A 26,538-nucleotide genomic window follows, 5' to 3' on the forward strand; every position below is an offset into this window, starting at 1 on the left:
TCGGCGAGAAATATGGGTGACAGTTACCTGATTTCCCCAGGTTGCGAGACGCGGACTCGCTGACACCCTGCACGGGAAATCAGGTAACTGTCACCAGTTTTTCCCCACCGCGCTCAGGCGCGCCGCAGGCGGGACGCAGGATTGTCGACGCCGAGCGCGCGCAGGTACTGGCGGTCGAAGGCGGCGAGCTGGCTTTCGAGCTCGGAGTAGGGGCCGGGCTCCCAGGCTCGGGAGCTGACGCCTTTGTAGGCATCCACGCAGAGCTGCCAGTCCTGGCGATTCGTCAGATCCCAGAAGTCGATCGCCGGCTGCGGGTCGAAGCCCGGGGCGGAGATCGCCTCGGGGTGGAAGTACCAGTCGCAGCGGATGCGGGTGCGGTCGATGGCGAGCGGCTGGGCGCGGTGGACGAGGACGTAGTCGGGGTGGAACGAGAGGAAGGCGCCGGGGAAGAGCGTGTAATAGAAGACCCGGCCGCGCTCGGCGTCGGTGAGCTCGGCGAACGGCGCCGCGCAGCGCTCGCCGTGCATCGTCATGCTCCCCTCCGGATTCGACATCCACATCGGCCCGCCCAGCACGGCGCCCTCGTCGAGATCGTTCTCGGTGTTCTTGTAGGGCGTCAGCTTGTTCAAATGCGGGTGCACGTTCGGGCAGTGGTAGCACTCGCTGTAGTTGTGGAAGAAGAGCTTCCAGTTGGCTTCGACCTCATAAGTGGTCTGGTGCACCGAACGGAGCTCCTCGACCCTCCAGTGCGCGAACTTCCCCGTCAATGCGCCGAACGCCTCGGCGAACGGCACCGGCTCTTCGGCGAGGTTCACGAACAGGAATCCCCGCCATTCGGCGAGCGCCGCTCGCTTCAGGCCGTGCTCGGATTTCTCGAACCCCTGGACTTCCTGCATGCCCGGAGCCGCCTTGAGCGCGCCGTCGAAGCCGTAGGTCCAGGCGTGGTACGAGCACTGCAGACCGCCCTTCACCTGGCCGTGGGCTTCCGTGCACAGGCGCGTGCCGCGGTGGCGGCAGAAGTTGTGGTGGGCGTGGATCCTGCCTGTGGCATCACGGACCACCATGACGCTCTCGCGGTCGACCTCGAAGAGGAAATAGCTGCCGGCCTCCGGCAGCTCGGAGACGTGCCCGGCGAGCAGCCAGTGCCGGCCGAAGATCCGTTCGCGCTCCTGGGCGAAGATCTCCGCCGAGGTGAAGTACTCGCCCGCGAGGGTGTGCTGTCCGAACGATGTGCGCTGCTTCATGACCGCCTTCCTCTCCGTCTGCCTGGGCACCGACCCGGCGCCCGACCGCTCGGCGATGTTCCAGAACCAGTTTCAAGCCCTACCCTGAAGATCGAATTTCCGCCGGCCGCGATGATATTCTGACCTCCGCATTTCGAGCCAATCCCGAGCCCAGACAAGAGACCGATGCCGACGCCATCGCCTTTCCACGAGCGCACCGCACCTCTCTGCCGAAGCTACGCCTGGAAGGACTGGGCGGGCTACTGTGCGGTCGCGCGCTACGACACCTCCCACGAGCGCGAGTACTTCGCTTTCCGCGAGACCGCGGGGCTCCTCGACGTCTCGCCGCTCTTCAAGTACGAGGTCACCGGGCCCGACGCCCGCGCCCTCCTTTCGCGCATGATGACCCGCGACGTCGCGAGTCTCAAGGTCGGACGGGTCGCCTACTCCTGCTGGTGCGACGACGCCGGCCGGGTGGTCGACGACGGCACCGTGGCGCGGCTGGACGAGGATCACTACCGCGTCACCGCCGCCGATCCCTCCCTCCACTGGCTCGAGGACTGCGGCCGCGGCATGAACGTCCGGCTCGAGGATTCGAGCGGGCGATTGGCGGCGCTCGCTCTGCAGGGACCCACCTCGCGCGACGTGCTGCGCGCCTGTGCCCGCTTCGACTCCGGACCGGACATGGACGGCCTGAAGTTCTTCGGCGTGACGAAAGCGTCGATCGACGGCGTTCCGGTCTGGATCAGCCGCACCGGCTACACCGGCGATCTGGGCTACGAGATCTGGATGGAGAGCGCCCAGGCGCTCGCGGTCTGGGACGCGCTCATGGCGGCCGGGACACCCTGGGGCATCGAGCCCGCGGGGCTCGACGCGCTCGACATCACGCGCATCGAGGCCGGCTTCATCCTTCTCGGAGTCGACTACTACAGCTCGCCGAAGGTCGTCCTCGAAGCCAGGAAGTCCACCCCGCTCGAGCTCGGCTTCGGCTGGATGGTCGATCCGGCGCGCGCCGGCTACGTCGGCCGCGACGCCATCCTCGCCGAGCGCCAGCGCGGGCCGGCCTGGCATCTGGTCGGGCTCGAGGTGAGCTGGGAGGCGCTCGAGGCGCTCTACGAGAGCTTCAATCTGCCGCCGTCGCTGCCCGCGACCGCGCGCCGCGACGGCCTGCCGGTCTTCGCCGAGGACGGCCGCCAGATCGGCAAGGCGACCTCGCACACCTGGTCGCCGATCTTGAAGAAGTACCTGGTCATCGCCTCGGTTCACCGCGGCTACGAAGCCAAGGGGACCCAGCTCCTGCTCGAGCACACCGTCGAGTTCGAGCGTCGCAAGGTCGCCGCCACCGTCGTGCCGACACCGTTCTACGATCCCGAAAGGAAGCGCAAGCCGTGAGCTCCGCGACAACCAGTTACGACGCCATCGTCGTCGGCGCGGGACACAACGGCCTGATCTGCGCCGCCTACCTCGCCAAGGCCGGCCGCAAGGTCCTCGTCCTCGAGCGCCGCCATCAGGTCGGCGGCGCCACCACGACCGAAGAGATCTACCCCGGCTTCCACTACACCTGCTGCTCGTACGTCGTTTCGCTGCTCCGACCGTGGATCATCCGCGACCTCGACCTGCCGCGCTACGGCTACGAGATCCTGCCGCTCGACTCGACCTTCACGCCGTTCCCCGACGGCCGCTACCTGATGCGCGACGCCGATCCGGAGCGGAACCGCCGCGCCATCGCCGCCTTCTCGCCGCGCGACGCCGAGGTCTACAAGCGCTTCGGCCAGGAGATGGCCGAGCTCGGCCGGCTGGTGAAGCCGGTGATCGACGATGTGGCGCCCGATCCGATGTCGCGCAACCCGAAAGAGCTCCTCAAGCTCGCCCGCCTGGCGAAGGGCATCCGCGGCCAGGGCGACAAGTGGCTGGTCGGCAACGCCAAGATGATGACGATGAGCGCGGTCGACTTCCTCTCCGAGTGGTTCGAGAGCGAGAACCTGATCGCGCCGATGTCGGTCTCCGGCATTATCGGCACCTTCCTCGGCGTGCGCTCGCCCGGCACCGCGTACGTCCTCCTCCACCACTACATGGGCGAGATCGACGGCTCGTATCGCGCCTGGGGCCTGCCCAAGGGCGGCACCGGAGCGATCGCCGAGGCGATCGCGGCCTCGGCGCGCGATCTCGGCGTCGAGATCCGCCTCGAGGCGCCGGTCGATCACCTGCTGCTCGAGAAAGGCGTGGCGAAGGGCGTTGTGCTCGAAAACGGCGACGAGATCCGCGCCAAGGCGGTGATCTCCGGCGTCGATCCGCACCGCACCTTCCTGAAGCTCGTCGGCGAGAAGAACCTCGATCCGGAGATCGCGCTGCAGGTGAAGCGCTTCAAGATGCGCGGCTCGTCGGGCAAGGTGAACCTCGCCCTCGACGGCCTGCCCGACTTCACCTGCCTGCCGGGATACGGCCCGCACCTGCGCGGCGACATCACCATCGCGCCGTCGATCGACTACCTCGAGCGCGCCTACGACGACGCCAAGTACGGCGCCTTCTCCAAGAAGCCGTTCATGGACATCGTCATTCCGTCGCTCACCGACCCGACGGTGGCACCGCCCGGCAAGCACACCATGTCGATCTTCGTACAGTATGCGCCCTACAACCTCAAGGAGGGGGCCGCCGACTGGCCGAACCAGCGCGAGGCGTTCGGAGATGCGGTCATCGACACGCTCAGCGAGTACGCGCCGAATCTGAAGAACCACATCCTCCATCGCCAGGTGCTCACCCCCTGGGACCTGGAGCAGATCTACGGCCTGACCGAGGGCAACATCTTCCACGGTGAGCTGTCGCTCGAGCAGCTGGCGTTCCTGCGCCCGCTGGCCGGCTGGAGCCGCTACCAGACGCCGGTCGAGAAACTCTGGATGTGCGCCTCGGGTACCCACCCCGGCGGCGGCATCATGGGCGCCCCCGGCGCGCTCTGCGCGCGCACCATGCTCGAGAAGCGGGCGGTCTGAGATGGCGACCACGACAAGCTACGACGCCATCGTGATCGGTGCAGGCCCGAACGGCCTCGCCGCCGCCGCACGCCTCGCCAAGGCCGGCAAGAAGGTTCTGATCCTGGAGCGCGGAGCCCAACCGGGCGGCCTGTCGGCGAAGCGCGAGTTCCACCCCGGCTACTCGGTCCCTGGCATCCTCCACGACGAAGCCCTGACGACGAAGAAGGCCGCCGAGAAGCTGGACCTTGAGAAGCACGGACTGAAGTTCCGCTCCGCGCCGGGAACGTACATCGCCGAGCAGGGCGGTCCCGGCATACTGCTTTCTGCCGACACCGCCACGACCGCAGCCGCGATCGCAACGCGATCGCGCCACGACGGCGACAACTACACCCTTTACCGGTCCTTTCTGACCCGGATCCAACCGGTGTTCGAGAAGATCCTGAGCGAAGATCCGCCGCCGCTCACTCCGAATGGCTGGAAAGAGGTGCTGGGCCTCGCGCGCCGCGGACTCGTGGCTCTCAAGCTCAAGAGAAGAGAGATGATCGAGCTGGCGCGCGTCGCTCCGATGTGCGTCGCCGACTTCCTGAACGAGAAGTTCGAGACCCCATTCCTGGTCGAAGCGCTGGCGGCTCCGGCCGTCGCCTCCACCTGGAGCGGTCCTTGGTCCGCCGGTAGCAACACGAACCTCCTGCTGCGGGAGTGCACCGGCGGCGAGTACCTTGCAGGTGGGCCGGCGGCACTCGTCGCCGCCCTGGTCGCCGCGGCGAAGGCAGCCGGAGCGGAGCTCCGGACGAATTCCGACGTCGCGCGGATCCGGTTGTCGAACAGCGGCGCGGTCATCGGCGTCACCCTCGCCTCGGGCGAGACGATCGACGCGCCGGTTGTCCTCTCCTCCGCCGACCCGAAGCAGACGATGCTCCGCCTCGTCGCGCCGGGCTCGCTGCCGATCACGATCGAGGAGGAGTTCCGCCGCTTCCGCGCCCGCGGCAGCGCGGCCAAGGTGCACCTCGCCCTCTCCGGCCCGCTCGAGCTGCCGGCCGCCAACGGAAACCACGAGGCGCTCCGCATTGGCGGCGGCCACGTCGACGACCTCGAGCGCGCCTTCGACGCCATCAAGTACCGTCAGTTCTCGCCGCGCCCCAATCTCGACGTGCGCGTCCCCACGGTCGCCGACTCGAGCCTCGCGCCGCAAGGCCACCACGTCGTCTCGATTCTCTCGAGCTACGCCCCCTACACGCTCGAAGGTGGCTGGAACGAAGCGGCAAGGCACGCCCTCGGCGAGAGCGTCGTCACCGAGCTCGAGCGCCACGCCCCCGGCGTGCGCGAGCGCATCGTCGCGATGGAGGTGCTGACACCGCTCGACCTCGAGCACGAGTTCGCCCTCACCGGCGGCCAGATCCATCACGGCGAGCTCGCCCTCGACCAACTCCTCGTGCTGCGCCCGGCTCCCTCCGCCGCGCGCTACGCCACCAGCGTCCCCGGCCTCTACCTCGGCGGCGCCGGCAACCACCCCGGCGGCGGCGTCCGCCCGACGGCGGGGCTGCTCGCCGCCGAAGCGGTTCTGAAGAGCTAGCCGCGCAACCTTGAGCGGGCGGGCAATCGGACGGCGGCGCGCCGCCCGATTGCTGCCGACCCTGGGCGCGAGCGGTCCTCGTTGGATCGTGGCTGGAGCGCGGGCGGTCTTTCAACTGCTTTGGGCGACCCGATTCGCTCGCGATCAGCGAAGCGATTCGGCGAGAAATTCGTCGATTGCTCCCAGGTACTCCGCAGGGCGGTCCCACCAAAGGATGTGGCCGGCGCCCTCGATGAAGTGGTAGCGCGCCCGAGGCAGAAGATCGACGTACTCGTAGGTCCCCGCATAGGAGAGCATGTCGCAGGCGCCCTGAAGCACCAGCGCCGGCTGGTCTCGCTTTCGCAGCAGCGGCCGTGGATCCTCGAGTTCACCGTACCAGCCGCTCCAGCCGTGGGAATAGAAGCCGGCGCCGCCCTCTTCGGGTTGGACGTTCAGCGGCTCGCAGACCATGCCACGGGTGAAGTCGGCGGCTAATCCGTTGAGCACGCCGTCGGCCTCCCGGTCCTCCATCAGCTTGACGTTCACGATGCTGAGGGCCATCGCGGCGAGCGCGCGCGGTGGCCAGAAACGCAAACCATCGAGGGGCACCTCGAGCGGCGCCACGAAGCGCAGGGTAGGCGGCACCGGGTATCGAATCTCGTTCACCCATCGACCGGCATCGTCGAAAAGGGTCGGCTGGATCTCCCCCGGGGAAGAAAGCACCAGGCGCTCTACCCGATCCGGGTGCAGCGCCAGATACTCGGCGGCGACGAATCCGCCATAGGAGTGGCCGATCAAGATGACCCTGCCGCCGGCGGGAGAGATCCTCCGCGAGACGATCTCGTCGAGGTCGGCGACATGGTTGAGAAAGGAGTAATCCCGGGGCCTCGCGAGGCGGTCGGAGAGACCGGAACCCACCTGGTCGTAGAAATAGAGATCGTGCCCGCGCTCGGCGAGCGGCGACAACGTCCGCACGATCGCAGAATGGACGTAACCCCCCGGTCCGCCATGCAGAAACACGATCGGTGCTCCAGGCGAGGCGCCCGGGACAGCCCTCGCCGGAAGACTCTGGTAGGCGATGCGATAGCCCTTCTCCATCTCCCAGAAGCGCGTCTCCGGTCGCGGCTGTATCGGCGCCACCGTCGGCCGGAGCGGAATCAGGCACCACAGCACGACTGTCACCAAGGTCGCTCCGACTAGAGCCGCGCCCACCTGGAGCGTTCTGCGCAGGGCTCGGGGTATTCCGCGTGTCTTCATGCCTTCTCCACGTCCCGCGGCCCCGATCCTTACATCTTTACGCCGTCTCGAGCGTCGTCAGCGGGGCGCCCACCTCGACCTGCATGGTCGCCGCCCTCGGCCGACCCGAGCCTCGCGCCGCGCGCTACGCCACCAGCGCCCCCGGCCTCTACCTCGGCGGCGCCGGCAACCACCCCGGCGGCGGAGTCCGCCCCACGGCAGGCCTCCTCGCCGCCGCTGCGGTTCTGAAGAGCCAGCCGCGCAGCCCTGGGCGGGCTGCCGGGCGGTTGCGCGCCGCCCGATTGCTGCCGGCCCGGTCCCCGCCTACGGCTGCTGCTGCCAGTACTGGAGCGGCGGCTCGACGACGCTCGGCCAGACCCGCTTCATGGTCTCGCCCTCGTAGATCTCGCCGTTCTTCACCACCCAGTGGATCTTCGTCGTGTTGTGGATGTCGGCGATCGGGTCGGCGTCGAGCACGATCATGTCGGCGAGCTTGCCGCTTTCGATCGTGCCGAGGTCGGGCAACAGGCCGATCTTCTCGGCGGCGCGCTCGGTCGCGGCGCGCAGGGCTTCGTGCGCCGTGAGCGCCTTGCCGCGACCGCCCTCACCCGCCATGGCCCAGATCTCCCAGTGCGGCCCCAGCCCCTGCACCTGGCCGTGGGCGCCGAGCGAGATGTTGCCGCCGGCGTGCGCCACCTTGGCGACGCCCTCCGCGACCAGCGGGAACTGGTACTCCGACGGCTCCACCCACGGGTGACGGCGCCCCCAGGCGTCGAGCGCGAAATGCGGCGTGAACCGGTTGAGCTTCGGGTCGGCGTGGGCGTTCCTCTCCTGCCAGAAGTAGAGCTCGCCCCACGGCCCGCCGTAAGAGACCAGCAGCGTCGGGGTGTATGTCGTCTTCGTTGCGGCGAGAAACTGCGCCGCGTCGTCGCCGAGTTCGACGGGCAGCGAGTGCTCGAAGGCGGTGAAGCCGTCCATCGCCATCGACAAGTCAGAGAACAGTTCGCCGCCGCCCTCGGCGGTGAGCAGCATGTGCTCCTCTCGCGCCGCCTCGACGAACCAGCGGCGCTGCGCCCGGCGCGGCTGCTGGTAGACCTTGATCATGGTGGCGCCCCAGGCCTGCATCCGCTGCACCTGGCGCCGCGCGTCCTCGAGGCTGTCGACCTTGGCCCAGATGTCCTGCGCCTGGCCGCCATAGAGCACCATGCCGGAGGAGTAGGTGCGCGGGCCGACCATGCGGCCCGCCTCCACCATCTCGGCCTGCGCGAAGACGTCGACGGTCGGCGCCGACGGGTCGTAGGTCGTCGTGACGCCGTAGGCGAGATTCGCGAGGTACTCCCACTTGGTCTCCGGGAAGAGCTCGAACGCCGAGTAGTGGAGGTGGGCGTGAGTGTCGATGAAACCCGGGAGGATCGTCTTGCCGCTGGCGTCGAAGGTCGTGGCGCCCGCCGGTACCGCAACTTTGCCCGGCGCGCCGACGCCGACAATCCGGTTGTCGGTGACCACGACGTCGGCCGACGACAGGATCTCGTCACCGCGCATGGTGACGACGCGGGCGTTCTTGAGCACGAACGAACCTGAGGGTTTTGCGCGCGGCACGGTGAGCGCGATTTTGATCTCGTCCGACTTCGGCAGCTTGAGCTCGTTCTCCTTCTTCTCGTCGCCCTGGCCCTCGCTTCCGCCCTTCTTCTCCTTCTTCTTGTCGGCGCCGTCGTCCGCCTTCGCCTTGAGCGCCGCCCTCTTCTTCTCGTCGGCGATGAACGCCAGGGCGCGGTCGATCGGCAGGCGATGGAAGGTGTTGCCGAGACCCCAGGTCAGCGTTCGGCCACCGTCGGCCCAGCCGAGGAACGCGCCGGCAACTTCGGTGAGCCGCACGACCGGCAGCGGCGAGCTCTCGAGCGCGAGCTCGACCGTCTCGGCGGTCCTCACCGGCGGCCACGCACCGAGGTAGACCTCGTCGCGCGAGGTGAAGGCGACCCAGCGCCCGTCGGGCGAGGGCGAGACTTCGGCGGTCACCGGCAGGCGCAAGTGCGTCTTCTTGTCGCTGCCATCGAGCCGGATCGAGACCAGGTCGGTTTTCGCTTCGTCTTGCGGCTTCTTGCCCGGTACCGTTACGGCGTAGAGGACGCGCTCGGCGTCCTCCGGGGCCCGATCGTCGCGCAGGAAAGCTGCGTAGGGGTGGAAGATCTGACCCGCACCCAGGCCGACGTTCGCGATGTAGGTCGTCGTGCCGCCGGACGACGGCAGCCAGTGGAGCTCGAAGCTCTGCTCCTCCTCCGGCTGACGGCCGCGGAGCTCGAGGCCCGAGCCCTTGAAGATCAGGAGCCTGGCGCCCGACGGCGACCAGACCGGGTTGGCGTAGTGCGCGGCGACCTGGGTCAGCTTCGTCGGCGTGCCGCCGGCGAGCGGCACCTTCCAGACGGCGCCCAGGTCGCGGTCGCTCCACGAGACGAAGGCGACCGTCTTGCCGTCGGGCGAGATCGCCGGCGCGTACTCGCGGGAGGATTCGCCCACTTCTCTCACCAACCGCGCCGGCTCGCCCACTGCCTTGCCATCCTCGACCGGCTGACGCCAGAGGCGGCCGAGCGCTTCGAAGACGATGGCGCGGCCGTCGGCGCTCTGCTGCGGCCGGCGCAGCACTTTCACCTGGAGGGGGCCCTTGGCGACGCCGTCCTGGAAGCTGACGCGCGGCGCCGCCCATTGCTCGACGTCGGCGATCCACGGAATTTCGGTGCGGGCGCCGTCTCCGATCGAGAAGCGCGCGATCCGTCCGCGATCGGAGATCACGATCGACAGACCGTCGGGCGTGAACGAGTAGCCAGGGTAGAGGTCAGCGGCGGCGAAGCCCTCCATCTCGTCCTTGCCGAGGCCACGCGCCAGAATCCGCTCCGTTCCGCTCGAGAGGTCACGCAACACCAGCACCGTGTCGCCGTCGCGGCGGCTCAGGTACGAGAGCTTCGTACCGTCGGGCGAGAGCGCCGGACGCACTCCGCCGCCGACGCCGCCGGTGATCTGCGCAACCTCACCGGTGCGGCGATCGTGCCGTGCCACCTGGAAGAGCCCATCCTGCAGATTCGGAATGTAGCTGAACGGGCGCTGGCGGCGTGCGAAGTAGATAAAGCGGCCGTCCGTCGAAGCCACCGCGCCGGAGGAGTTGTGCGTGTCGTCGGAGTTCGTCAGCTTGACACCGGCGCCACCGTGGCGGCTCCACAGGTAGAGCTCGACCGGCGGGATGCCGGCGAGCTTGCCGTCCTCGCGGCGCGCGATCAGGAACTCGCCGTCCGGCGTCCAGTCCGCTGTCCGGGTATACGCATCCTTCTCCTCGGTGAGCGCCCGCGGGTCTTTGCCGTCGGCGTCGGCGAGCCAGATGTTCTCGATGCCGCCGCGGTCGCTGGTGAAGGCGATCGTCTTGCCGTCGGGCGAGTAACGCGGCTGCGAGTCCCAGGCCGGGCCGGAGGTGAGCCGGCGCGCCTTGCCGCCGCCGATCGGCAGGTCGTAAAGATCGCCCAGGAGGTCGAAGACGATCGTCGCGCCGTCGGGCGACACGTCGACCGAAGTCCACGTTCCTTGGCTCGCTTCGAAAGCGATCCGGCGGGCCCCCGGCTGCGGCTGGTTGATCTCCGCCACCGGGTCCTTGGGCTTCTTCTTCTCCGGTTCCCTGGCTCCGGCAGGGCCCGCATCGAGTCCGAGAGCGGTGACGAGACAGGCGATGACGAGAACCGGCGACACCGATCGGCGCATGGAGCTCCTCTTGAAACGGTTTGAGTTTCGAGCCTAGCTCACGATACGAGTCGAGAAGAAAAAGGTTGAGCCGGGTGCGGCCACGAGCCGGCGCCGCAGCGGCTGGCTGCAGGATGGTGTCCCCTGCGGGGACGCTATGGCGGTATTGGAAGGTATGAAGCGACTCGCTCGGCCTCCCCTGCGGCTCTGGTTGCGCCTCCTCCCAGCTATGGCGGCGATCGCTCTCGCGAGCGCCGCGCGCGCCCAGCCGACGACTTACACTTACACTGGCGACCTCTACTCCGCTGTTCAACCGCCCTATGCGGCGGGACAGCGGCTGACGGGGAGCTTCACGGTGGCGGCGCCGCTGCCGCCGTTCCGGGCGCTCAGCGACCTGCAGCCGGCGCTCGTCGCAATGAGCTTCCATGACGGGGTCGAGGGCCGCAATCTCGCCAATTCGTTCGTCTGCCAGTTCGAGGTCGCGACCGACGGTGCCGGCGCGGTGACTCAGTGGCGGATCGTGCTGCGACGCTCACCGTACAACCCGCTCGATCCGCAGCACGCGATCGCCAGCGCAGGAGACGTCGGCCTGATCCAGGGGACCGACTTCGTCGGCTCGGGCCCCGCCGGGGCGGGTCCGTGCGATCCGATCGTGCTCGCACCGGCGGCCGGAACCTCCTCACAGGGAGGTTGGCTCTCCGATCACCCCTTGCCGAGCGACCCGGCGGTCTACACCTACATCGGCGCCGGGTACACTGCCGCGGCGCCGCCCTACGTCGTCGGCGGTTCGCTCGCGGGGACGGTGACGTTTGCGAATCCGTTGCCGGCGTTTCTGCCGCTCACCGACGTCACACCGGCGCTCGCCGGCTTCACGTTTTTCGACGGCGTCGAGAGCCGCACCTTGGCCAACTCGTTCCTCTGCGGCTTCCAGGTGGCGACCGACGGCGCCGGCGAGATCACCCGCTGGCAGCTCTCGCTGCGCCGCGCTCCCTACAACACCGGCGATCCCCACCACGCGATCGATTCGATCGGCACTGTCGGCTTTCCGAACGGCAACGACTATGTCGGGTCCGGGCCGGCTGGCGCGGGACCCTGCGACGCCATGGCGCTCGCGCCGGCAGCGAGCAGCTCGGCGCAGGGCAGCTGGAGCTCGAGTGAGCCCCTGCCGCCCGATCCGACCACCTATACCTACACCGGCGACCCCTACAGCTCCGCAGACCCGCCCTACGCTCTCGGCGGTGCGCTCACCGCCTCGCTCACCCTCGCCGGGCCGCTGCCGCCCTTCCTGCCGCTCACCGACGTGACCTCGGCGATCGTCGCCTTCGCCTTCGACGACGGCGTCGAGGTGCGCACGCTCGCGACCTCGTTCCTCTGCAACTTCGAGGTCGCCACCGACGGCACGGGCAACATCACCGCGTGGCAGATCGCGCTGCGCCGAACTCCCTACAATCCCGGCGACCCGCACCACTCGATCGAAAGCTCCGGCCAGCCGGGCGTGGTGCAGGGCTCCGACTTCGTCGGCACCGGCACCGCACCGGCCGATCCCTGCGGCGGCATGGCGCTCGCGACGTCCGCCAGCCCGGGGAGTCAGGGCACCTGGCAGACCGACCATCCGCTGCCCTCCACACCGACGCTCTACCGCTACACCGGGGATCCGTACGCGATCGCCACTGCGCCCTATGGGCTCGGCGGCAACCTCGCCGGGTCGTTGCTCCTCGACAATCCGCTGCCGCCCTTCCTGCCGCTCACCGACATCCGGCCGGCGATCGTCGCCTTCGCGTTCGACGACGAGGTCGCGGTTCGGCAGCTCGCCGACTCCTTCCTCTGCTCGTTCGAAGTGGCGACCGACGGGGCCGGTGCGATCAGCCACTGGCAGATCGAGTTGCGCCAGTCTCCCTACAACATCGGTAATCCGCAGCACTCGATCTTCAGCCAGGGACTGGCGGCTCCGTTCGGCGGGCTCGACTACGTCGGCAGCGGCCTCGCCGCTGTCGGCCCCTGCGGAGCGCTCCCCCTCGACCCGTACGCGTCGACCGGGGGGCGCGGGACCTGGACGCAGGAAGGCGGCGGCTCGGTGGTCGAGGTCCCGGCGCTCGACGGGTTCGGGTTCGCGAGCCTCGCGCTGGCGCTTGCCGGAGCTGCGCTCGTCGCCCTGCGCCGGCGGCCGTCCGGTGAACGCGTCGCCCGTTCTGCCGACCCGCACACCCAGGGCCGGCGATAGAGTCGCCGCTTGAGCCAGTGGACACCTCCGAAAGCGAGCCGCTGGATCGTCCTGGCGATCGGTCTAGCCGGGACGCTGGGCGCGGCCGGCTTGACCCGCGGCGAGTCCTCCGCAGCGGCGCCCGGCGTCGACGTGGTCTTTCTCGCCAACGAGGGCGTCTACCTCACCGGCGGAGAACGCGGCGTGCTCCTCGACGGCTGCGTGCGCGTGCCCTACCTCGAGTACGGTGCCGTGCCGGACGAGGTCTGGGAGAAGCTCCTGCGGGGTGAAGCGCCGTTCGAGCGCCTGGACCTGGTGCTCGTTTCGCACGCGCACCGGGATCACTTCCAGGTCGAGGCGGCGCGCGAGCTCCTGCTCGCTCGCCGTGAGACCCGCTGGGTCGTGCATCGCGAGGTGGCGACGGCGATCGAGTCCGGCTGGACGCGCTGGCCGGAGGTCACGGGCCAGGTCACGGCCGTGGCTCCCGTCGACGGCGAACGAGCGGCCTACCGCGTGGCAGGCCTCGAGGTCGAGCTCCTCCGGTTGCCGCATGGCCCCGCCCGGTCGATGCCCGAGAATCTCGCCCACGTCGTCCAGATCGGCGGCCGCACCCTGGTCCACGTCGGCGACGCTCGCGCCAGCCGCGAGGACCTTGCGCGGGCCGGCCTCCAGGGTCGCAGGTTCGACGTCGCCCTGCTGCCGTTCTGGTACTGGGGGAGCCCGACCTGGAGCGCCGCCCTCGACGCTCTCGCCGGGCGACTCGGCAGCGTCGCGCTCCATCGTCCGCCCGGAGATCCTCTGCCGACGCGTGGCGAAGGCTCGCCGCACGACTTTTCGCGCCCGCTCGAGAGACTCCACTACTGAGTCCACCCACGACTCGGCAGCCCCGTCGGCCGGGCGCGGATCGCGCGCCTTAGTCGACGGTCGTCGTCCAGGCGAAGGTGTTGCCGCGCTCGAAGCCGTCGGCGAAAAACCAGGCACAGCCCGACGGCGAGGACTCGACGGCGCCGATGTCGGTGCCCAGACCCTGCGGCCGCAGGACAGCGCGCTGGTCCTGGCCGGCGTTGCCCCCCGGCAGCGGGATGCCGGCGTCGATCGCCGGACTGGTGGGGTCGAGGTCGTGGGTGCGGGTGAGCTCGAAGGGAATCCCGACCGGGCAGTTGAAGTCGAGGGGCCGCAGCAAGGCATCGGTCGCCGGCTGATTGCCGTTGGCGGCGCTCGCGCCGCAGGTCGTGCCCTGCCAGAGGCTCGAGGCGATGTCGGGGCTCGCAGTGGTGATCTCGCACTCCTCGCCGCTCGTCGTCGCGGCATCTCCCGCCAGGATGACGTTGCGCATGTGGAGGGTCGCTCCCGAGGAGGCGAGACCTCCTCCGACATCGGCCTGATTCCAGGCGATGGTCACGAAGCGCAGCGTCGTCGAGCCCTCCGAATGCACGCCGCCACCTGAGCCTACGGCGCTGTTGCCGGAGACCGTGTTGTTCTCGAGTTGCAGGGTTCCGAGGTTGGCCACCCCGCCGCCGCGCGCGCCGACGGCGGTCGCCTGGTTGTCCGAGAAGGTGACCTGGCGGTGAATCGACGAGGTGCCGCTCTCCTGGAAGAGGCCGCCCCCCTCCGCCGCGCTGTTGCGCCCGATCGTGCCGTAGTTGAGCGACACCGCCGAGCCGCCGGCGAGGTGCATGCCGCCGCCCTTGCCGGTCGCGGTGTTCATCACGATCTGGCTCTGGTCGATGAAACCGGAGCAGCCCGAGACGTCCAACCCGCCGCCGTCGCCGACGGCGGCGTTCTCGTCGAACGAGGCCAGGAACACGGCGAGTTGGTTGCAGCCGTTGATCGCCACGGCGCCGCCGGCCCCGCCCGCGCTATTGCCGTGCAGCAGCACCAGGCTGAGGTCGAGCCGGCCGCCGGTCAGATGAACCGCGCCGCCTGCCCCGGCCGCCTGGTTGTCGGCGATGCGGCTGCCGTAGCCGTGGACCACCGCGCCGGTGGCCGCGATCGCACCGCCGACCGTCGTCGAGACGTTGTCGGTGATCGTCGTCGAGAAGAAGTGGACCTCGCTCGTCGCCTCGGCGAGGATGGCCCCGCCGCCGGCGGCCTGTCCCTGGACCAGCGCGATGTCGCGGAGGGTCAAGTAGCCGCCGGCCGCGACCACGAAGTGGCGGGTCGTGTTGCCGCCCGACAGGGTGACGAGCAGATCGCTGTCGACCGTTACGAAGGCGGTGATGGTCTTGGCGCCGGTCAAAGCGATCGTGACCGGCTCCGCGCCGCAGGCGAAGGTGATCGTGCCGCCACCGCTGTTGGCGGAGGCGACGGCGGCGTCGAGCGCCAGCTCGGTGCAGCTCGCGGGGGTACCGTCGCCGACGACGGCGTTCGTTGCATGCAGGGCACCCGGCAATGCGGCGGCGAGCAGGACCAGAGGCACGGCAAAGGGGGTGGCTCGGGAGGTTCTCACGTGGGGTCTCCAGTCTGAAGTTGCGTCGGGAGGAGCGTCGGAAGTGCGTCTGCGTCCACCCATCTGCCGGCACGAACGGAATGAGTCTTGCGCACCGGACATCCAGCCGGACTCAAGGGGCAACGCTCGACCATCGGACGCTCGTGCCCTCCTCGAAGCCATCGCGGAAGAGCGCCCAACAGGCGGTGAGGATGTACTCGTCCGCCCCGATGTCGCACGCCGCGCCCTGGGGCCGCGCTACGCCACGCTGATCGAGCACCAGCCCGCCGACGCAGACGCCGCTGTCGATCGCCGCGCTCGCGGCGGCGATGTCATGAGTTTCGGTGAGCTCCGTCGCCAGCCCGGTGCAGGTCTTCGCCAGCGGGGCGATCGCCACCGCGGTGCCGGACTGATTGCCGATGCCGGTCCCCGCCGGACAGGAGGCATCGTCCCAGAGGCTCCAGTTGAACACCGCCGCGGCGGCGTTGCCGCCACAGGAGTCGTCGACCCCGGGGGCCGTGTTGCCGACGAACAGGGAGCTCATCGCCTCCACGAATCCGGTCGTCTCCCATGACAGGCCTCCGCCGACCGCAGCCTCGTTGTCAGCGACCGTCGAGTTGTAGACACCCAACAAGCCGAAGCCCAGGTTGGCGATGCCACCGCCCTTGCCGAGAGAGCCGGTGCGGTTTCCGGAGACGGTGCAGTTGTCGAGCTCGAGGATGCCGAAGTTGGCGATGCCGCCGCCGCCCGTGCCCCCGGAGGTTCCGAGCCCGCGGTTCCAGGCGACCGTCGTGTCCACCAGCCCGACGCTGCCGGCCGCATCCACGTAGAGACCGGCGCCGTAGCCCGACTGCTGGAAATTCCAGCGCAGGCTCGAATCCTCGATCGTCGCCACCGTCCCCTCCCAGAACCACAGGCCGCCGCCGTCGCCCGACGAGCGGTTCCCGTCGATCCGCAGGCGGTAGCCCCACAGCGTGCCGGCGCGCACCGAGGCCCCGCCACCAGCGCCGCTGACCGACTGGTTGCCCCGCAGGATGACGTCGGTCAGGGTCGCAGCCTGGTACCAGGAGACCAGGCCGCCGCCTTCGCCGGCGGCGGTGTTGTGCGCGAAGTCGACGTTCGTGAGAGTCAGCGTGGCGCTGTTCGCCGAGATACCGCCGCCGCCCTCGGCGCCGGCGGTATTGCCCTCGATCCGGCTGTTGACGATCGCGAGGTGTGTCTGGGCGACCGCGACGGCACCGCCGTAGAGGGTCGAGGTGTTGTCGGCCAGACGCACGTTCGACAGGGTGAGCGACGAGGGATCCTCGGACGAGCCGAGCGAGAGGATCGCTCCTCCGCCCGCCGCCGAGCCGTTGACCAGCTGGAGGTTGCGAATCTCGACTGCACTGCCCTGGAAGAGCTGGAAAATCCGGGTGAAGTTGCCCCCCGAGAGCGTGACCAGATTGCCGCCGTCGACGATCACACCGTTGGCCAGAGCGCGCTCGTGGCTGAGGACGATCACGACCGGCGCCGCCCCGCAGTTGAAGGTGACGATGCCGAAGCTGCCGTTGGCCACCGTCACCGCGGCGTCGAGCGCCGCCTCGGTGCAGCTCGCTGGCGTTCCGGTGCCCACCACCGCGGAGCCGGCGAGGGCCGGCAGGGCGACGAGGAGGCCGATCGGCAGCAGCGCGAGGCACCGGGCGAGGTGCGCCAGCGAAGCGATTGGATGCGTCACTTGGATCTCTCCTTGGGGCGCTCCCGCCCCGGGTCGAAGTCGTGCCGGGGATACGAACGCAATGGCGCCTGCGGAACCGGACATTCGGCGTGGCGTCGGTCGGAGCGGTGGGTCGGTGACAAGCGGTGGTATAAGAATCCGGTGCAACGCAATGGCCATGACTGAGGAGGTCGATCTCGCGACCGTCGGCGCCGGGGCGGGGGGGCTCATGGCGGCGATCCAGGCCGCCCGTCGGGCGCCGGGCGCGCGCATCCTCGTTCTCGACGGGGCGCGGTCGCTGGGAGCGAAGATCCTGGTCGCCGGCGGCGGGCGCTGCAACGTCACCCATTTCGAGGTCGAAGCCTCCGATTTCGCGGGCTCCTCCCGGAACTCGATCGCCAAGGTGCTGCGCGAGCTGCCGGTGCCGGCGACGATCGATTTCTTCCGCGGGATCGGCGTCGAGTTGAAGCGCGAACCGACCGGCAAGCTGTTTCCGGTCACCGACAAGGCACGCACCGTTCTCGAAGCCCTGCTGCGCGCGGCGCGGGAGGCCGGGGTCACGCTCCTTTATCCGCGCCGCGTGACCGCCATCGCGCGCACCCCTGGCGGCTTCGTGCTCTCCGGCGACTGGGGCGAAGTGGCGGCCCGGCGAGTGGTTCTCGCCGCCGGCGGCCAGGCGCTACCGAAGAGCGGTTCGGACGGCGGGGGCTACGCCCTGGCGCGCGCTCTCGGCCACACCACGACGGCGACCCTCTTCCCTTCGCTGGTGCCGCTCCTCGTGCCGGAGGGCCACTGGCTGCGCACCGTCCAGGGGATCGCCGTGCCGGCCGGCATCGAAGTCCGCGCCGGCACTGGCAAGCGACTCTCGACCTTTCGCGGCGACCTCCTCTGCACCCACTTCGGGCTCTCCGGGCCAGTGGTGCTCGACGCCAGCCGCCACTTCCTCGCCGCGCGCCAGGCCGACCCGCAGGCGCGCTTCGTGGTCGCCTTCCTGCCCGACGCGACGGCCGAGAAGCTCTCTCTGGAGCTCGCCAACCTCGCCCGCCGCAGCCTCGGACGCTGGCTGGCGGAGAAGCTTCCCGACCGGCTCGCCGACGCCCTGTTGCGCAGCGCCGGGCTCGACCCGGCCGCGAACGCCCTGCGGCTCAAGAAGGAAGAGCGTCAGGCGCTCCTCCGGGCCCTTCTCGAGCACGAGATTCCGGTCACCGGCGATCGCGGCTTCGTCCATGCCGAGGCGACCGCCGGTGGAATTCCGCTCGATCAGGTGCGCCTCGAAACGATGGAGTCGCGGCTCTGCCCCGGCCTTCACCTCTGCGGCGAGATCCTCGACGTCGACGGCCGCATCGGCGGCTTCAACTTCCAGTGGGCCTGGGCGAGCGGAACCGTCGCCGGGCGCGGCGCGGTCGCGGGGCTCGCTGCCGACGCACGTGGCGCGACGGACACCGCTGGCTCCCGGAAGTAGCACCGCGACCCAGCGCGGGGGCGAGCGGAGCGCGCGGCGGGGCCCCGGCACAGGAAATGCAAAAATCTCCGACATGAGCCGTTCTCCTGTCGCCCGTCCGTTCGCGCTGCTCGTCGCGGCGCTGCTCCTCAACTCCTGCCTCTCGGTGCAGACGCGGCATCGCCCGATATCTGGCGCCGGCGGCGCCAGCGACGGCAGCGGCGGCATCGCCTTGCAGGTCTTCGCCGACGACGACGCGCAGAAGGCCGGCACCCCGGGACCCCGTGGCCTCTTCATCGAGCTCGAGCGCAAGGAGGGCAAGCGCTTCACGCCGGTCTTCCGCTCGCTCGAGCCGGCCTGGAGCGTCATGGGCCTGCCGCCCGGCGAGTATCGCCTGCGCTTCCCGGCGCGCCTCGATGAGACCGGCAACGCCGTCACCCTCGACGAGGACCCGCGCACCGTGAAGGTCAAGGCGGAAGAGGTCACCGAGGTCGACACGGTCCTCGAGCATGTCGACGAAGGGCTGATCGTCGCCGGCGTCGTCGCGGCGGTGGCGCTCGCGATCTTCCTCGACGTTCATGACCTGCCGGTGCCGCCGGTGCCACCGATCCCGCCGCCGCTCGACGTCGTCGACGCGATCTTCTGGATCTCGCTCGACGCCTCGACGACTCCGGTCTACGGCCCTCCGGGAGGCTGGGTTCCGGCCGGTCCGGGCCGCACGCCGGTGGTGACCTCGCACTTCCCACCCGACGGCGCCAGCGTCACGGCCGACCGCGTGCGCATCACTTTCGCGCTCTCGGGACCGCTCGACGGTCACACATTGCAGGACGACGGCATCGTCGTCCTCGGCGAGACGAGCGGCCTCCTGCCCGGGCACACGACCTACGACGGCAACCGCTGGTGGCTGGTCTGGGAGGGGGACGCCGATCTGCCGCGCGACGAGACGTTCCACATCACCCTGGCGAAGGATGCCGTCGAGGATCTCGCCGGCAACGAGCTCGCAGCGCCGGTGAGCTTCAGTTTCGAGACCGCGCCTTAGGCGCGGATCCCCGCTGGCCCCGATCGGCGGTCCCGCTACTTCGAGATGGTCTCGATCTTGAGCAGCGGAACTTCGACCGAGGTCGCGCGGCGCAGGTCGACGCGGGCGCGGATTCCCCAGAAGTTGTCGAGCAGCGGATCCATGAGGGTCTGCTGCACCTCCCACTGGCGGTCGCCGATCGGACGGATCTGGGTCCAGTGGTGGCGCCGGCTCTCCGGCGAGGTGATGAGGTCGGTGTACTCCTCGAAGAAGGGCGCGAGCGACGCTTCGAGACGCGCCGCATCCCACTCGTCGGCGGCGACGGGCACGGCGGCCTCGCCCAGCGCCGCGGCAGGAGAATGGACGATGCGGATCGCCGCCTCTTCCCAGTTCCGGTTTGCCAGCGCCTGCACGAAGAGGTGCATCTCCGAGCGCACGCGGGCCGCGAACACTTTCGGGTTCTCGACCAGCTCGCGCACCCAGATCGCCTCGACCGCCTTCTCGCGCTCCTCCCGCTTCCTGAGCAGGAGCTCGGGGTGGAGCATGCTCTCCCACTCCTCGAGAAGACTGGTGTCGGTGAGCTCGATCGTCGTGCGCAGGAAGCCCAGGACGTCCTCGACGGCCTCGGTCTTGGCCAGAATCGGAACGTTCTGCTGCAGCGTCCGGTAGAGCTGCGAGAGGTAGCGCAGGAGCACGCCTTCGCTGCGCTCCAGGCCGTAGGCCTTGATGTAGTCGTTGAACGAGGCGTAGGTCTCCCACATCTCGCGGCCGATCGACTTGGGGGCGATCTCGCGGTCGCCCACCCAGGGGTGCATGCGCGCGAAGCGGTCGAAGTTGCCGAACAGCCAGTCGGCGAGCGGCTTGGGGTAAGAGATCCCCTCGAGCTTCTCCATGCGCTCCTCGTACTGAACTCCCTGCGACTTCATCTCGGCGAGCGCCGCCTGCTTGGCGCGATCGGTCTGCTTGCGCAGCACGATGTCGGGGTTCTCGAGCACCGACTCGACGAGCGTCAGGAGGTCGCCGACATAGGTCGGGTGCTCGGGCTCGAGGAGCGGCACCATTTCGACCAGGAAGAGCGACAGCGCATGGTAGAGCGAGAAGTCGAACTGCAGGTCCGGATTGACGATGACCCAGTAGTAGGGCGTCTGCGAGTCGCGCGACAGGACCAGGATGCGGGCCCGCACCAGCGAGCGCACCAGGACGGCAGCGTGCTTCAGGTGGCGCTTCTTGGCCGAATCCTCCTCGTGGCTGCCGCCGATCAGCTCGCGCAGCGAGGCGAAGTTCTTGCGGTTCGGGTCGTTCGCCTCCTCGTCGCGCTGCAGGAGGTTGAGTACCATCCCGTGGGTGATGCGGAAGCGCGACTTCAAGGTCTCGGGCGGCTTCTGAATCAGCCGCTCGAAGGTCTCTTTCGTCCAGGTGACCTCGCCCTTGCCCGAGCCATGCGAGCCCCGGGGCCCCCTCATGGGCGCGCGTGATTGGAAGCCTTGGGGCTGTGACGGTGACGGACCCTTCTTGCCCTTCTTTCCCTTCGCCGCCGAGCGCTTCCGCTCGATCGCTTCCTCGGGCGCCTGCGCCACCACCCAGCCGCGGTCGTCGAAGCCCTTGCGCCCGGCGCGGCCGGCGATCTGCTTGAAGTCGCGCACCGAGAGGATCTGCACCTTCTCGCCGTCGTATTTCGCGAGTTTCGAGAAGACCACCGTGCGGATCGGGATGTTCACTCCGACGCCCAACGTGTCGGTGCCGCAGATGACTTTGAGCATCCCCTTCTGCGACAGCTGCTCGACCAGCAGGCGGTACTTGGGGAGGAGGCCGGCATGGTGGATCCCGACGCCGAAAGTCAGGAAGCGGCGGATCTCCTTGCCGTAGGGCGTGTCGAAGCGGAAGTCGCCCAGCTCGGCGCGGATCGCCTCGCGCTCCTCGCGCGAAGTCATCCCCATGCTGGTGAGCGACTGCGCGAGCTCGGCGCACTCGCGCTGGGTGAAGTTGACCACGTAGACCGGCGCGCGGTTGGCTCCGAGCAGGGTCTCGATCGTCTCGTGGAGCGGCGTCTCCTGGTACTCGAAGTCGAGCGGCACCGGACGCACGACCGAGGTCACGTTGGCGACCGCGACGCCGGTGGCGCGTTCGAGGCGCTCGGCGATCGGCGACATGTCGCCCAGAGTCGCCGACATGAGGAGAAAGCGCGTCTTCGTGAGCGTGATGAGCGGCACCTGCCAGGCCCAGCCGCGCTCGTGATCGGAGTAGTAGTGGAACTCGTCGAGCACGGCGTAGGGGGCGTCGAGCAGGTCGCCGGAGCGCAGCGCCATGTTGGCGAGCACCTCCGAAGTGCAGCAGAGGATCTTGGCCTGGGGATTGATCGAGGCGTCGCCGGTCAGCATGCCGACGTTCGCGGCGCCGAAGTCGTCGCAGAGGGCGAAGAACTTCTCCGAGGCGAGTGCCTTGATCGGGCTGGTGTAGTAGGAGACCTTGCCCTCGGCGAGGGCCTTGAAGTGCATCCCGAGCGCCACCATCGACTTGCCGGAGCCGGTCGGGGTGTTGAGGATCACGTGCTTGCCGGCAAAGACCTCGAGCAGCGCCTCCTCCTGGTGGGCATAGAGGGTGAACCCCGCATCGGCCGCCCAGGTGACGAAGCGGTCGAGGAGCTCCTCCGCGGAGGCGCCGGCATGCGCAGGGAGGCGCTCGGACAGAAGGGGTCGGACGGACATGGCACCATTCTTTCACCTCCACCGATCCCCGGGCGGTCGGCGCCCCGAAGCGGGCGTAGAATTCGCATTCAACAGCAGGTCAGGCAGCGGCGCAGTGGAGGAGAACGGCGATGAAATGGCGTGGCGAACGGCAGAGCGACAGGATGGAAGACCGGCGCGGCATGACTCCGGCGCGCGGCGGCATGGCGATCGGTGGCGGCGCGGCCCTCCTGGTGCTGCTCTTTGCACTTTTTACCGGTCAGGATCCGCAGCAGCTGCTCGACGTGATCGGCGGCGGCGAGGCCTCGGTCGATCCGAACGCCCCCCAGGCCCCCACCGGCGCGCCCAGCGACGAGCACGGCCAGTTCGCCGCCACCGTGCTGGCATCGACCGAGGACGCCTGGACGGAGATCTTCACCGCCCAGGGCCTGCGCTACGAGCGCCCGACTCTCGTTCTCTACTCCGAGGCCGTCAACTCCGGCTGCGGCTCGGCCTCCTCGGCAGTCGGCCCGTTCTACTGCCCGGCCGACCAGAAGGTCTACCTCGACCTCACCTTCTTCGAGCTCCTGGCACGGCGTTTCGCAGCGCCCGGCGACTTCGCCCAGGCCTACGTTATTGCTCACGAGGTCGGCCACCACGTGCAACAGCAGCTCGGCATCGCCGAGCAGGTCACGGCGGCACAGCAGCGGGCTTCCGAAGCCCAATCGAATGCGCTCTCGGTGCGCATGGAGCTCCAGGCCGACTGCCTCGCCGGCGTCTGGGGCAACCACGCCAACCGCACCCGCAACCTGCTCGAGCCCGGTGATGTCGAGGAGGGGCTGCGGGCCGCCGCCGCGATCGGCGACGACACGATGCAGCGCGGCAGCAGCGGCAGCATCCGCCCGGAATCGTGGACGCACGGCTCGTCCGAGATGCGCGCCCGCTGGCTGCGCCAGGGCCTCTCGACCGGCGATCCCGACCAGTGCGACACTTTCCAGGCCGACCGTTTATGAGCTAGTCGCTACCGCGGCGGGAGGCGGCGGCGCGGGGAGTAGGATGCCCGGGATGCTCTCCCGCCAGCGGTACCTTCGGCAGCTGCGACACCCCTCCCTCGCTGCGGGCCTCCTGGCCGCGTTCTACGTCTGCGGCGGCCTGCTCTACATTCTGCTTTCGGGACGGATCGCCGCCGGCCTCGCGTCGTCGGTGCTCGACCTCGAACGCCTCGAGCTCAACAAGGGCATCGCCTTCATCGGTCTGACCGGGCTCTTCCTCTTCGTCGCAGCGTGGTTCGTGTTGCGCCAGCTCGAGGCCGAGCGTGCACGCCTTGCCGACCTCGAGTGGACACTCGCCCACGAGGAGGCCCGGCACCTGCCGTCGGCTCTCGCCGCTTCCATGTCGCACGAGCTCAAGAACCTCCTGCAGATCGCGATCCTGCAGGCCGAAGAGCTCGCTGCGACCCGGGCCTCCGACCTCGCAGTCTCGTCGGCGAAGGAGATCGAAGGCTCCCTGCGCCGCCTGGCCGAGGCCGCCGACGGGATGCGCGAAATGTCGAGCGCGCCCCTGACAACCGGCACGGGAGTGCCCTTTCACCTGCAGTCGGTGCTGCAGGACATCTGCGATCTCGCCATGGTCCACGCGCTACTGCGCATCCGAGGTCTCGACCGGCACATCGGCACCCAGGCAACGCTCGAGGGCAACAAGACCCTTCTGAGTCTCGCGATCTTCCATCTCATCCTGAACGCTGCGGCGCACAGCCGCGCAGCGGCGGTGCGACTCGTGGCCACCGATCAGGCCGGCAAGGTCCGGATCGAGGTGCACGACGACGGCCCCCTCCAGCCGGAGGAGTTGCGCCAGCGGATCTTCGAGCCCGCCTTTGGTCGGCGACTCGAAAACGCCAGCCTCGGCCTGCTCTCCGTGCGCGCCGCCGCCGAGTCGTTCGGCGGCGGGATCGACATTGCCACCTCACCCCTCGGCGGCAACTGCGTCCGCCTCATCCTGCCCGTCACGCCGCCGTCGTCGCAGCAGCTCGCCACCGCCGTCGCCTCTGCCGAGGCGCCAGGCTGCCGCGACCAGAAGCACGAGGCCGATGAGGCTCGCTCCTAGACCCGAAGGAAGCCCCTTGGGCCGGTAGCGCACCACCAGGCGCCCGGGTGAGGCCCCGGGGCGAACTCCCAGCCAGAGATCGTCGACCGCCTCGACCGCGAGCGGGCGGCCATCGATCGTAGCGCGCCAGCCGGCGTCCCAGGTCTCGGCGATGATCAGGCGCGTCGAAGCCACCGCTGTCCCGGGCCAATCGAGCTCCCAGTGCCCAGGGGTGCGGGAGACCACCAGCGGCGGCGGCGCATCGTCCTCCAGGCGCACCAGGGGCTGCGGCCGCCCGCGATCGAAGACCGTCGCGTCGCTGCCGGCATAGGCGGTCAGCCATCCCACGACGGGCGCCGCCGAACCGGGCGGCGCGAGGACCCAACGCACGCCCAGGCGGTCGAGCCATGGCGAGTCCCAGTGCTCGATCGGGCGGAAGAAGGTCGGATGCGGCGTCGCCAGTTCGTGCCCGTAGACTCGTTCGTAGCGCGACAGCTTGAGCGAGTCGTCGCCGCGAACGTCGAAGAGGCCGTAGACCATCGCCGCGTTCGGCCGGAAATCGTAGCCGGTCGCCGCCATGCGCTCCGGTTGCGCAGCAAGGAAGTCGATCGCCGGCGTGCGGGCGTAGACCTCGTTCGCCGGCAGCGCTGGGTTGATGCCGGCATGAACCCACGCGAGATCGGCCAGCGCGAGCACCACGACGAAGGGCCCGAGCCGCCGGCGCGCCTGGGCCCGCAGCCGGCGTCCGGCGAGAACGAGCAGGGGCAGGCCGAGGGCGAGGAGCGTCGCACCCAGCGCCTCCGCCAGTTGGCCACGGGCGTGCCAGTCGTCGTGGAACGCCCCCCAGCCGAAGAGGAGGCCGGCCAAAGGCAACAGCGCACCGAGGAGCATCCCGCGGCCCTCCCCCGCCAGCCAGCGCTCGAGGCCGGCGCCCGCGAGAAGCGCCAGGCCGAGCTCCACTCCCAGCAGGAGGTAGTGGTGCAACATCTTCTGAACGACCGGTGTGGCGAGCAGGAGCTCGCGAACCCCCGGGAAGTGGTAGGCAGCGAGCAGACAGACAACGACCATCACGCCGAGCGCCTGCAGCCGGCGATCGCCAGTCGGAGCGAGCCGCTGGAGGATCGAACGTCCGACGGGGCGTCCGGGTGGCGTGCCCCCCGGCGCCACCCGGTCGCGCCACCCGAAAAGCGCCGCACCAGCCAACGGCAGGGTGAGGGCGCCGGCATAGACCGTCGTCGGCACGAAGAGAAACGGCCCCCAAAAGGTGCCGTCGGTCACCTCGCCGAAGGCGTTCGGCAGCACGAAACGGAGCCAGAGGGTGAAGATCGTCGAGAGGCCGATCGCTTCGCCGCCGGCCGCCTCGCGCCAGCGGTCGGTTTCGAGCACGGTGAAGGCGAGCGGCACGAGCGCCACGCCTGCGAGCAGCAGGCCGACGGTCCAGGCCGAGACGACTTTCGCCCAGACGGCGACGCGCGAGCCGTCGCCACCGCGGACCAGAAGGTAGATGCCGCAGGCCAGGGCGGTGAAGAACGCCGTCTCCGGGTGCCCGGCGAGCAGTTGCAGGGCGGCAAGCACCGCGAGCAGCGCCCACGTCCGCCCGCCGGGACGGCGCCCTGCCGCGAGGCGCTCGACCGCCAGGAAGAGCCACGGGACGAGGCAGAGGGCGTTCGCCATCGGGAAGAGCAGGAAGCTCACCAGCCGGCCCGAGAGCGGATAGACCACCGCCGACATCGCCGCGCCGGTGCGGCCGATGCCCAACTCGCGGGCGAGAAACCAGGCTCCGAGCGAGCCGGCTGCGACCCGGAGCCAGGGCAGCAGAAGGAGCCCCAGCTCCACCGGCAGCAGAGCAAAGAGCAGATGCAGAGGGAAGAGCGGCGCGCTCGAGCCGTTGCTCCAGTAGGGCGCGCCGGACGACTGGTGAGGATTCCAGAACGGCCAGCGGCCGGCGCGGAGCTCGTGGCGCAGGAAGAGCAGCCAGGGCTCTACCTGGAAGGTGATGTCGCCGAGCTCGGGATTGCCGGCCGTCGCGGGTGCCGGAGCCGACTCCGCTGGGCTCCAGGGGGCGAGACGCCCGAGCAGCGCCGACGGGCCCGGAACGCCGTTCGGCAGAAGGATCGCGGGCAGCAGGATCGCCGTCGCCACGGCCACGGCGACCAGCCAGGCCAGCCCGCCCTCTCGACGGCGCCCCGCGAGGGCCCAGAATCCAGGCGCGGCGGCGGCGAGGAGCAGCAGCGGTCGAAGCTCGTCGGGCACCGCTTCAACTATACTTCCGCGCGCACCCGGGGCCGATCCGGCTCTACCGCAAGCAATCGT

Annotated in this window: 15 protein-coding genes; 8 read left to right on the plus strand and 7 right to left on the minus strand. The window is 69.5% G+C overall.

The window, feature by feature from the left end; genetic code table 11:
• Positions 1-113 precede the first annotated feature (113 nt).
• On the minus strand, positions 114-1,244 hold the full coding sequence (locus KBI44_00590; protein MBP9142952.1) for an aromatic ring-hydroxylating dioxygenase subunit alpha: 1,131 nt from the start codon (positions 1,242-1,244) through the stop codon (positions 114-116).
• A 165-nt stretch (positions 1,245-1,409) separates the two neighbouring features.
• Here KBI44_00590 and KBI44_00595 point away from each other — a divergent pair, with 165 nt between their 5' ends.
• From KBI44_00595 to KBI44_00605, 3 genes are read left to right on the plus strand one after another with little or no spacing between them, the layout of a single operon-like run.
• The gene (locus tag KBI44_00595) at positions 1,410-2,615 is read left to right on the plus strand and encodes an aminomethyltransferase family protein (GenBank protein ID MBP9142953.1); all 1,206 of its coding nucleotides are present in this window, start codon (positions 1,410-1,412) and stop codon (positions 2,613-2,615) included.
• Positions 2,612-4,210 (plus strand): NAD(P)/FAD-dependent oxidoreductase, encoded by a 1,599-nt coding sequence (locus KBI44_00600; protein ID MBP9142954.1) that lies wholly within the window; start codon positions 2,612-2,614, stop codon positions 4,208-4,210. Before KBI44_00595 ends, KBI44_00600 begins: the two co-directional genes overlap by 4 nt.
• A gap of 1 nt (position 4,211) precedes the next feature.
• On the plus strand, positions 4,212-5,765 hold the full coding sequence (locus KBI44_00605; GenBank protein ID MBP9142955.1) for an NAD(P)/FAD-dependent oxidoreductase: 1,554 nt from the start codon (positions 4,212-4,214) through the stop codon (positions 5,763-5,765).
• 144 nt (positions 5,766-5,909) lie between these two features.
• Here KBI44_00605 and KBI44_00610 read toward each other — a convergent pair whose 3' ends face one another.
• Together KBI44_00610 and KBI44_00615 are read right to left on the minus strand one after the other, a co-directional pair.
• Complete coding sequence (locus KBI44_00610; protein ID MBP9142956.1) at positions 5,910-6,926, minus strand: alpha/beta hydrolase; 1,017 nt, start codon at positions 6,924-6,926, stop codon at positions 5,910-5,912.
• A gap of 378 nt (positions 6,927-7,304) precedes the next feature.
• Complete coding sequence (locus KBI44_00615) at positions 7,305-10,721, minus strand: PD40 domain-containing protein (protein MBP9142957.1); 3,417 nt, start codon at positions 10,719-10,721, stop codon at positions 7,305-7,307.
• A gap of 154 nt (positions 10,722-10,875) precedes the next feature.
• On the opposite strand from KBI44_00615, the gene KBI44_00620 reads away from it, so the two are divergent.
• Entirely contained in the window at positions 10,876-12,921 is a 2,046-nt protein-coding gene (locus tag KBI44_00620; GenBank protein MBP9142958.1) for a hypothetical protein, read from the plus strand.
• A gap of 9 nt (positions 12,922-12,930) precedes the next feature.
• A complete protein-coding gene (locus KBI44_00625) occupies positions 12,931-13,764 on the plus strand; it encodes an MBL fold metallo-hydrolase (GenBank protein MBP9142959.1) in 834 nt (277 codons plus the stop codon).
• Between the two features lie 49 nt (positions 13,765-13,813).
• Here the strand turns inward: KBI44_00625 and KBI44_00630 are convergent, their stop codons facing one another.
• Together KBI44_00630 and KBI44_00635 are read right to left on the minus strand one after the other, a co-directional pair.
• Positions 13,814-15,349 carry a hypothetical protein gene (locus tag KBI44_00630; protein ID MBP9142960.1) on the minus strand — a complete coding sequence of 512 codons (1,536 nt, stop codon included), beginning with the start codon at positions 15,347-15,349 and terminating at the stop codon, positions 13,814-13,816.
• Positions 15,350-15,461: 112 nt separating this feature from the next.
• A complete protein-coding gene (locus KBI44_00635; GenBank protein MBP9142961.1) occupies positions 15,462-17,042 on the minus strand; it encodes a hypothetical protein in 1,581 nt (526 codons plus the stop codon).
• A 157-nt stretch (positions 17,043-17,199) separates the two neighbouring features.
• Between KBI44_00635 and KBI44_00640 the strand changes: the two genes are divergently transcribed.
• Together KBI44_00640 and KBI44_00645 are read left to right on the plus strand one after the other, a co-directional pair.
• Positions 17,200-18,483, plus strand: coding sequence for an aminoacetone oxidase family FAD-binding enzyme (locus KBI44_00640; GenBank protein ID MBP9142962.1), 1,284 nt, complete (start codon positions 17,200-17,202; stop codon positions 18,481-18,483).
• Positions 18,484-18,556: 73 nt separating this feature from the next.
• Positions 18,557-19,501: an Ig-like domain-containing protein gene (locus tag KBI44_00645; protein ID MBP9142963.1), complete on the plus strand. Its 945-nt coding sequence runs from the start codon at positions 18,557-18,559 to the stop codon at positions 19,499-19,501.
• A gap of 35 nt (positions 19,502-19,536) precedes the next feature.
• Here the strand turns inward: KBI44_00645 and KBI44_00650 are convergent, their stop codons facing one another.
• Positions 19,537-22,185, minus strand: coding sequence for a DUF3516 domain-containing protein (locus KBI44_00650; protein ID MBP9142964.1), 2,649 nt, complete (start codon positions 22,183-22,185; stop codon positions 19,537-19,539).
• 110 nt (positions 22,186-22,295) lie between these two features.
• On the opposite strand from KBI44_00650, the gene KBI44_00655 reads away from it, so the two are divergent.
• Positions 22,296-23,156, plus strand: a complete 861-nt coding sequence (locus KBI44_00655) for a neutral zinc metallopeptidase (GenBank protein MBP9142965.1) — start codon at positions 22,296-22,298, stop codon at positions 23,154-23,156.
• A 949-nt stretch (positions 23,157-24,105) separates the two neighbouring features.
• Here KBI44_00655 and KBI44_00660 read toward each other — a convergent pair.
• Positions 24,106-26,478, minus strand: a complete 2,373-nt coding sequence (locus KBI44_00660; GenBank protein MBP9142966.1) for a YfhO family protein — start codon at positions 26,476-26,478, stop codon at positions 24,106-24,108.
• Between the last annotated feature and the right edge of the window lie 60 nt (positions 26,479-26,538).

It is taken from the genome of Thermoanaerobaculia bacterium, assembly GCA_018057705.1.
GTDB lineage: Bacteria > Acidobacteriota > Thermoanaerobaculia > Multivoradales > JAGPDF01 > JAGPDF01.

Coding starts and splice junctions, on each gene's coding strand:
- KBI44_00590 (MBP9142952.1), bottom strand. CDS start 1,244: ATGAAGCAGCGCACATCGTTCGGACAGCACACCCTCGCGGGCGAGTAC.
- KBI44_00595 (MBP9142953.1), top strand. CDS start 1,410: ATGCCGACGCCATCGCCTTTCCACGAGCGCACCGCACCTCTCTGCCGA.
- KBI44_00605 (MBP9142955.1), top strand. CDS start 4,212: ATGGCGACCACGACAAGCTACGACGCCATCGTGATCGGTGCAGGCCCG.
- KBI44_00615 (MBP9142957.1), bottom strand. CDS start 10,721: ATGCGCCGATCGGTGTCGCCGGTTCTCGTCATCGCCTGTCTCGTCACC.
- KBI44_00620 (MBP9142958.1), top strand. CDS start 10,876: ATGAAGCGACTCGCTCGGCCTCCCCTGCGGCTCTGGTTGCGCCTCCTC.
- KBI44_00640 (MBP9142962.1), top strand. CDS start 17,200: ATGACTGAGGAGGTCGATCTCGCGACCGTCGGCGCCGGGGCGGGGGGG.
- KBI44_00645 (MBP9142963.1), top strand. CDS start 18,557: ATGAGCCGTTCTCCTGTCGCCCGTCCGTTCGCGCTGCTCGTCGCGGCG.
- KBI44_00650 (MBP9142964.1), bottom strand. CDS start 22,185: ATGTCCGTCCGACCCCTTCTGTCCGAGCGCCTCCCTGCGCATGCCGGC.
- KBI44_00655 (MBP9142965.1), top strand. CDS start 22,296: ATGAAATGGCGTGGCGAACGGCAGAGCGACAGGATGGAAGACCGGCGC.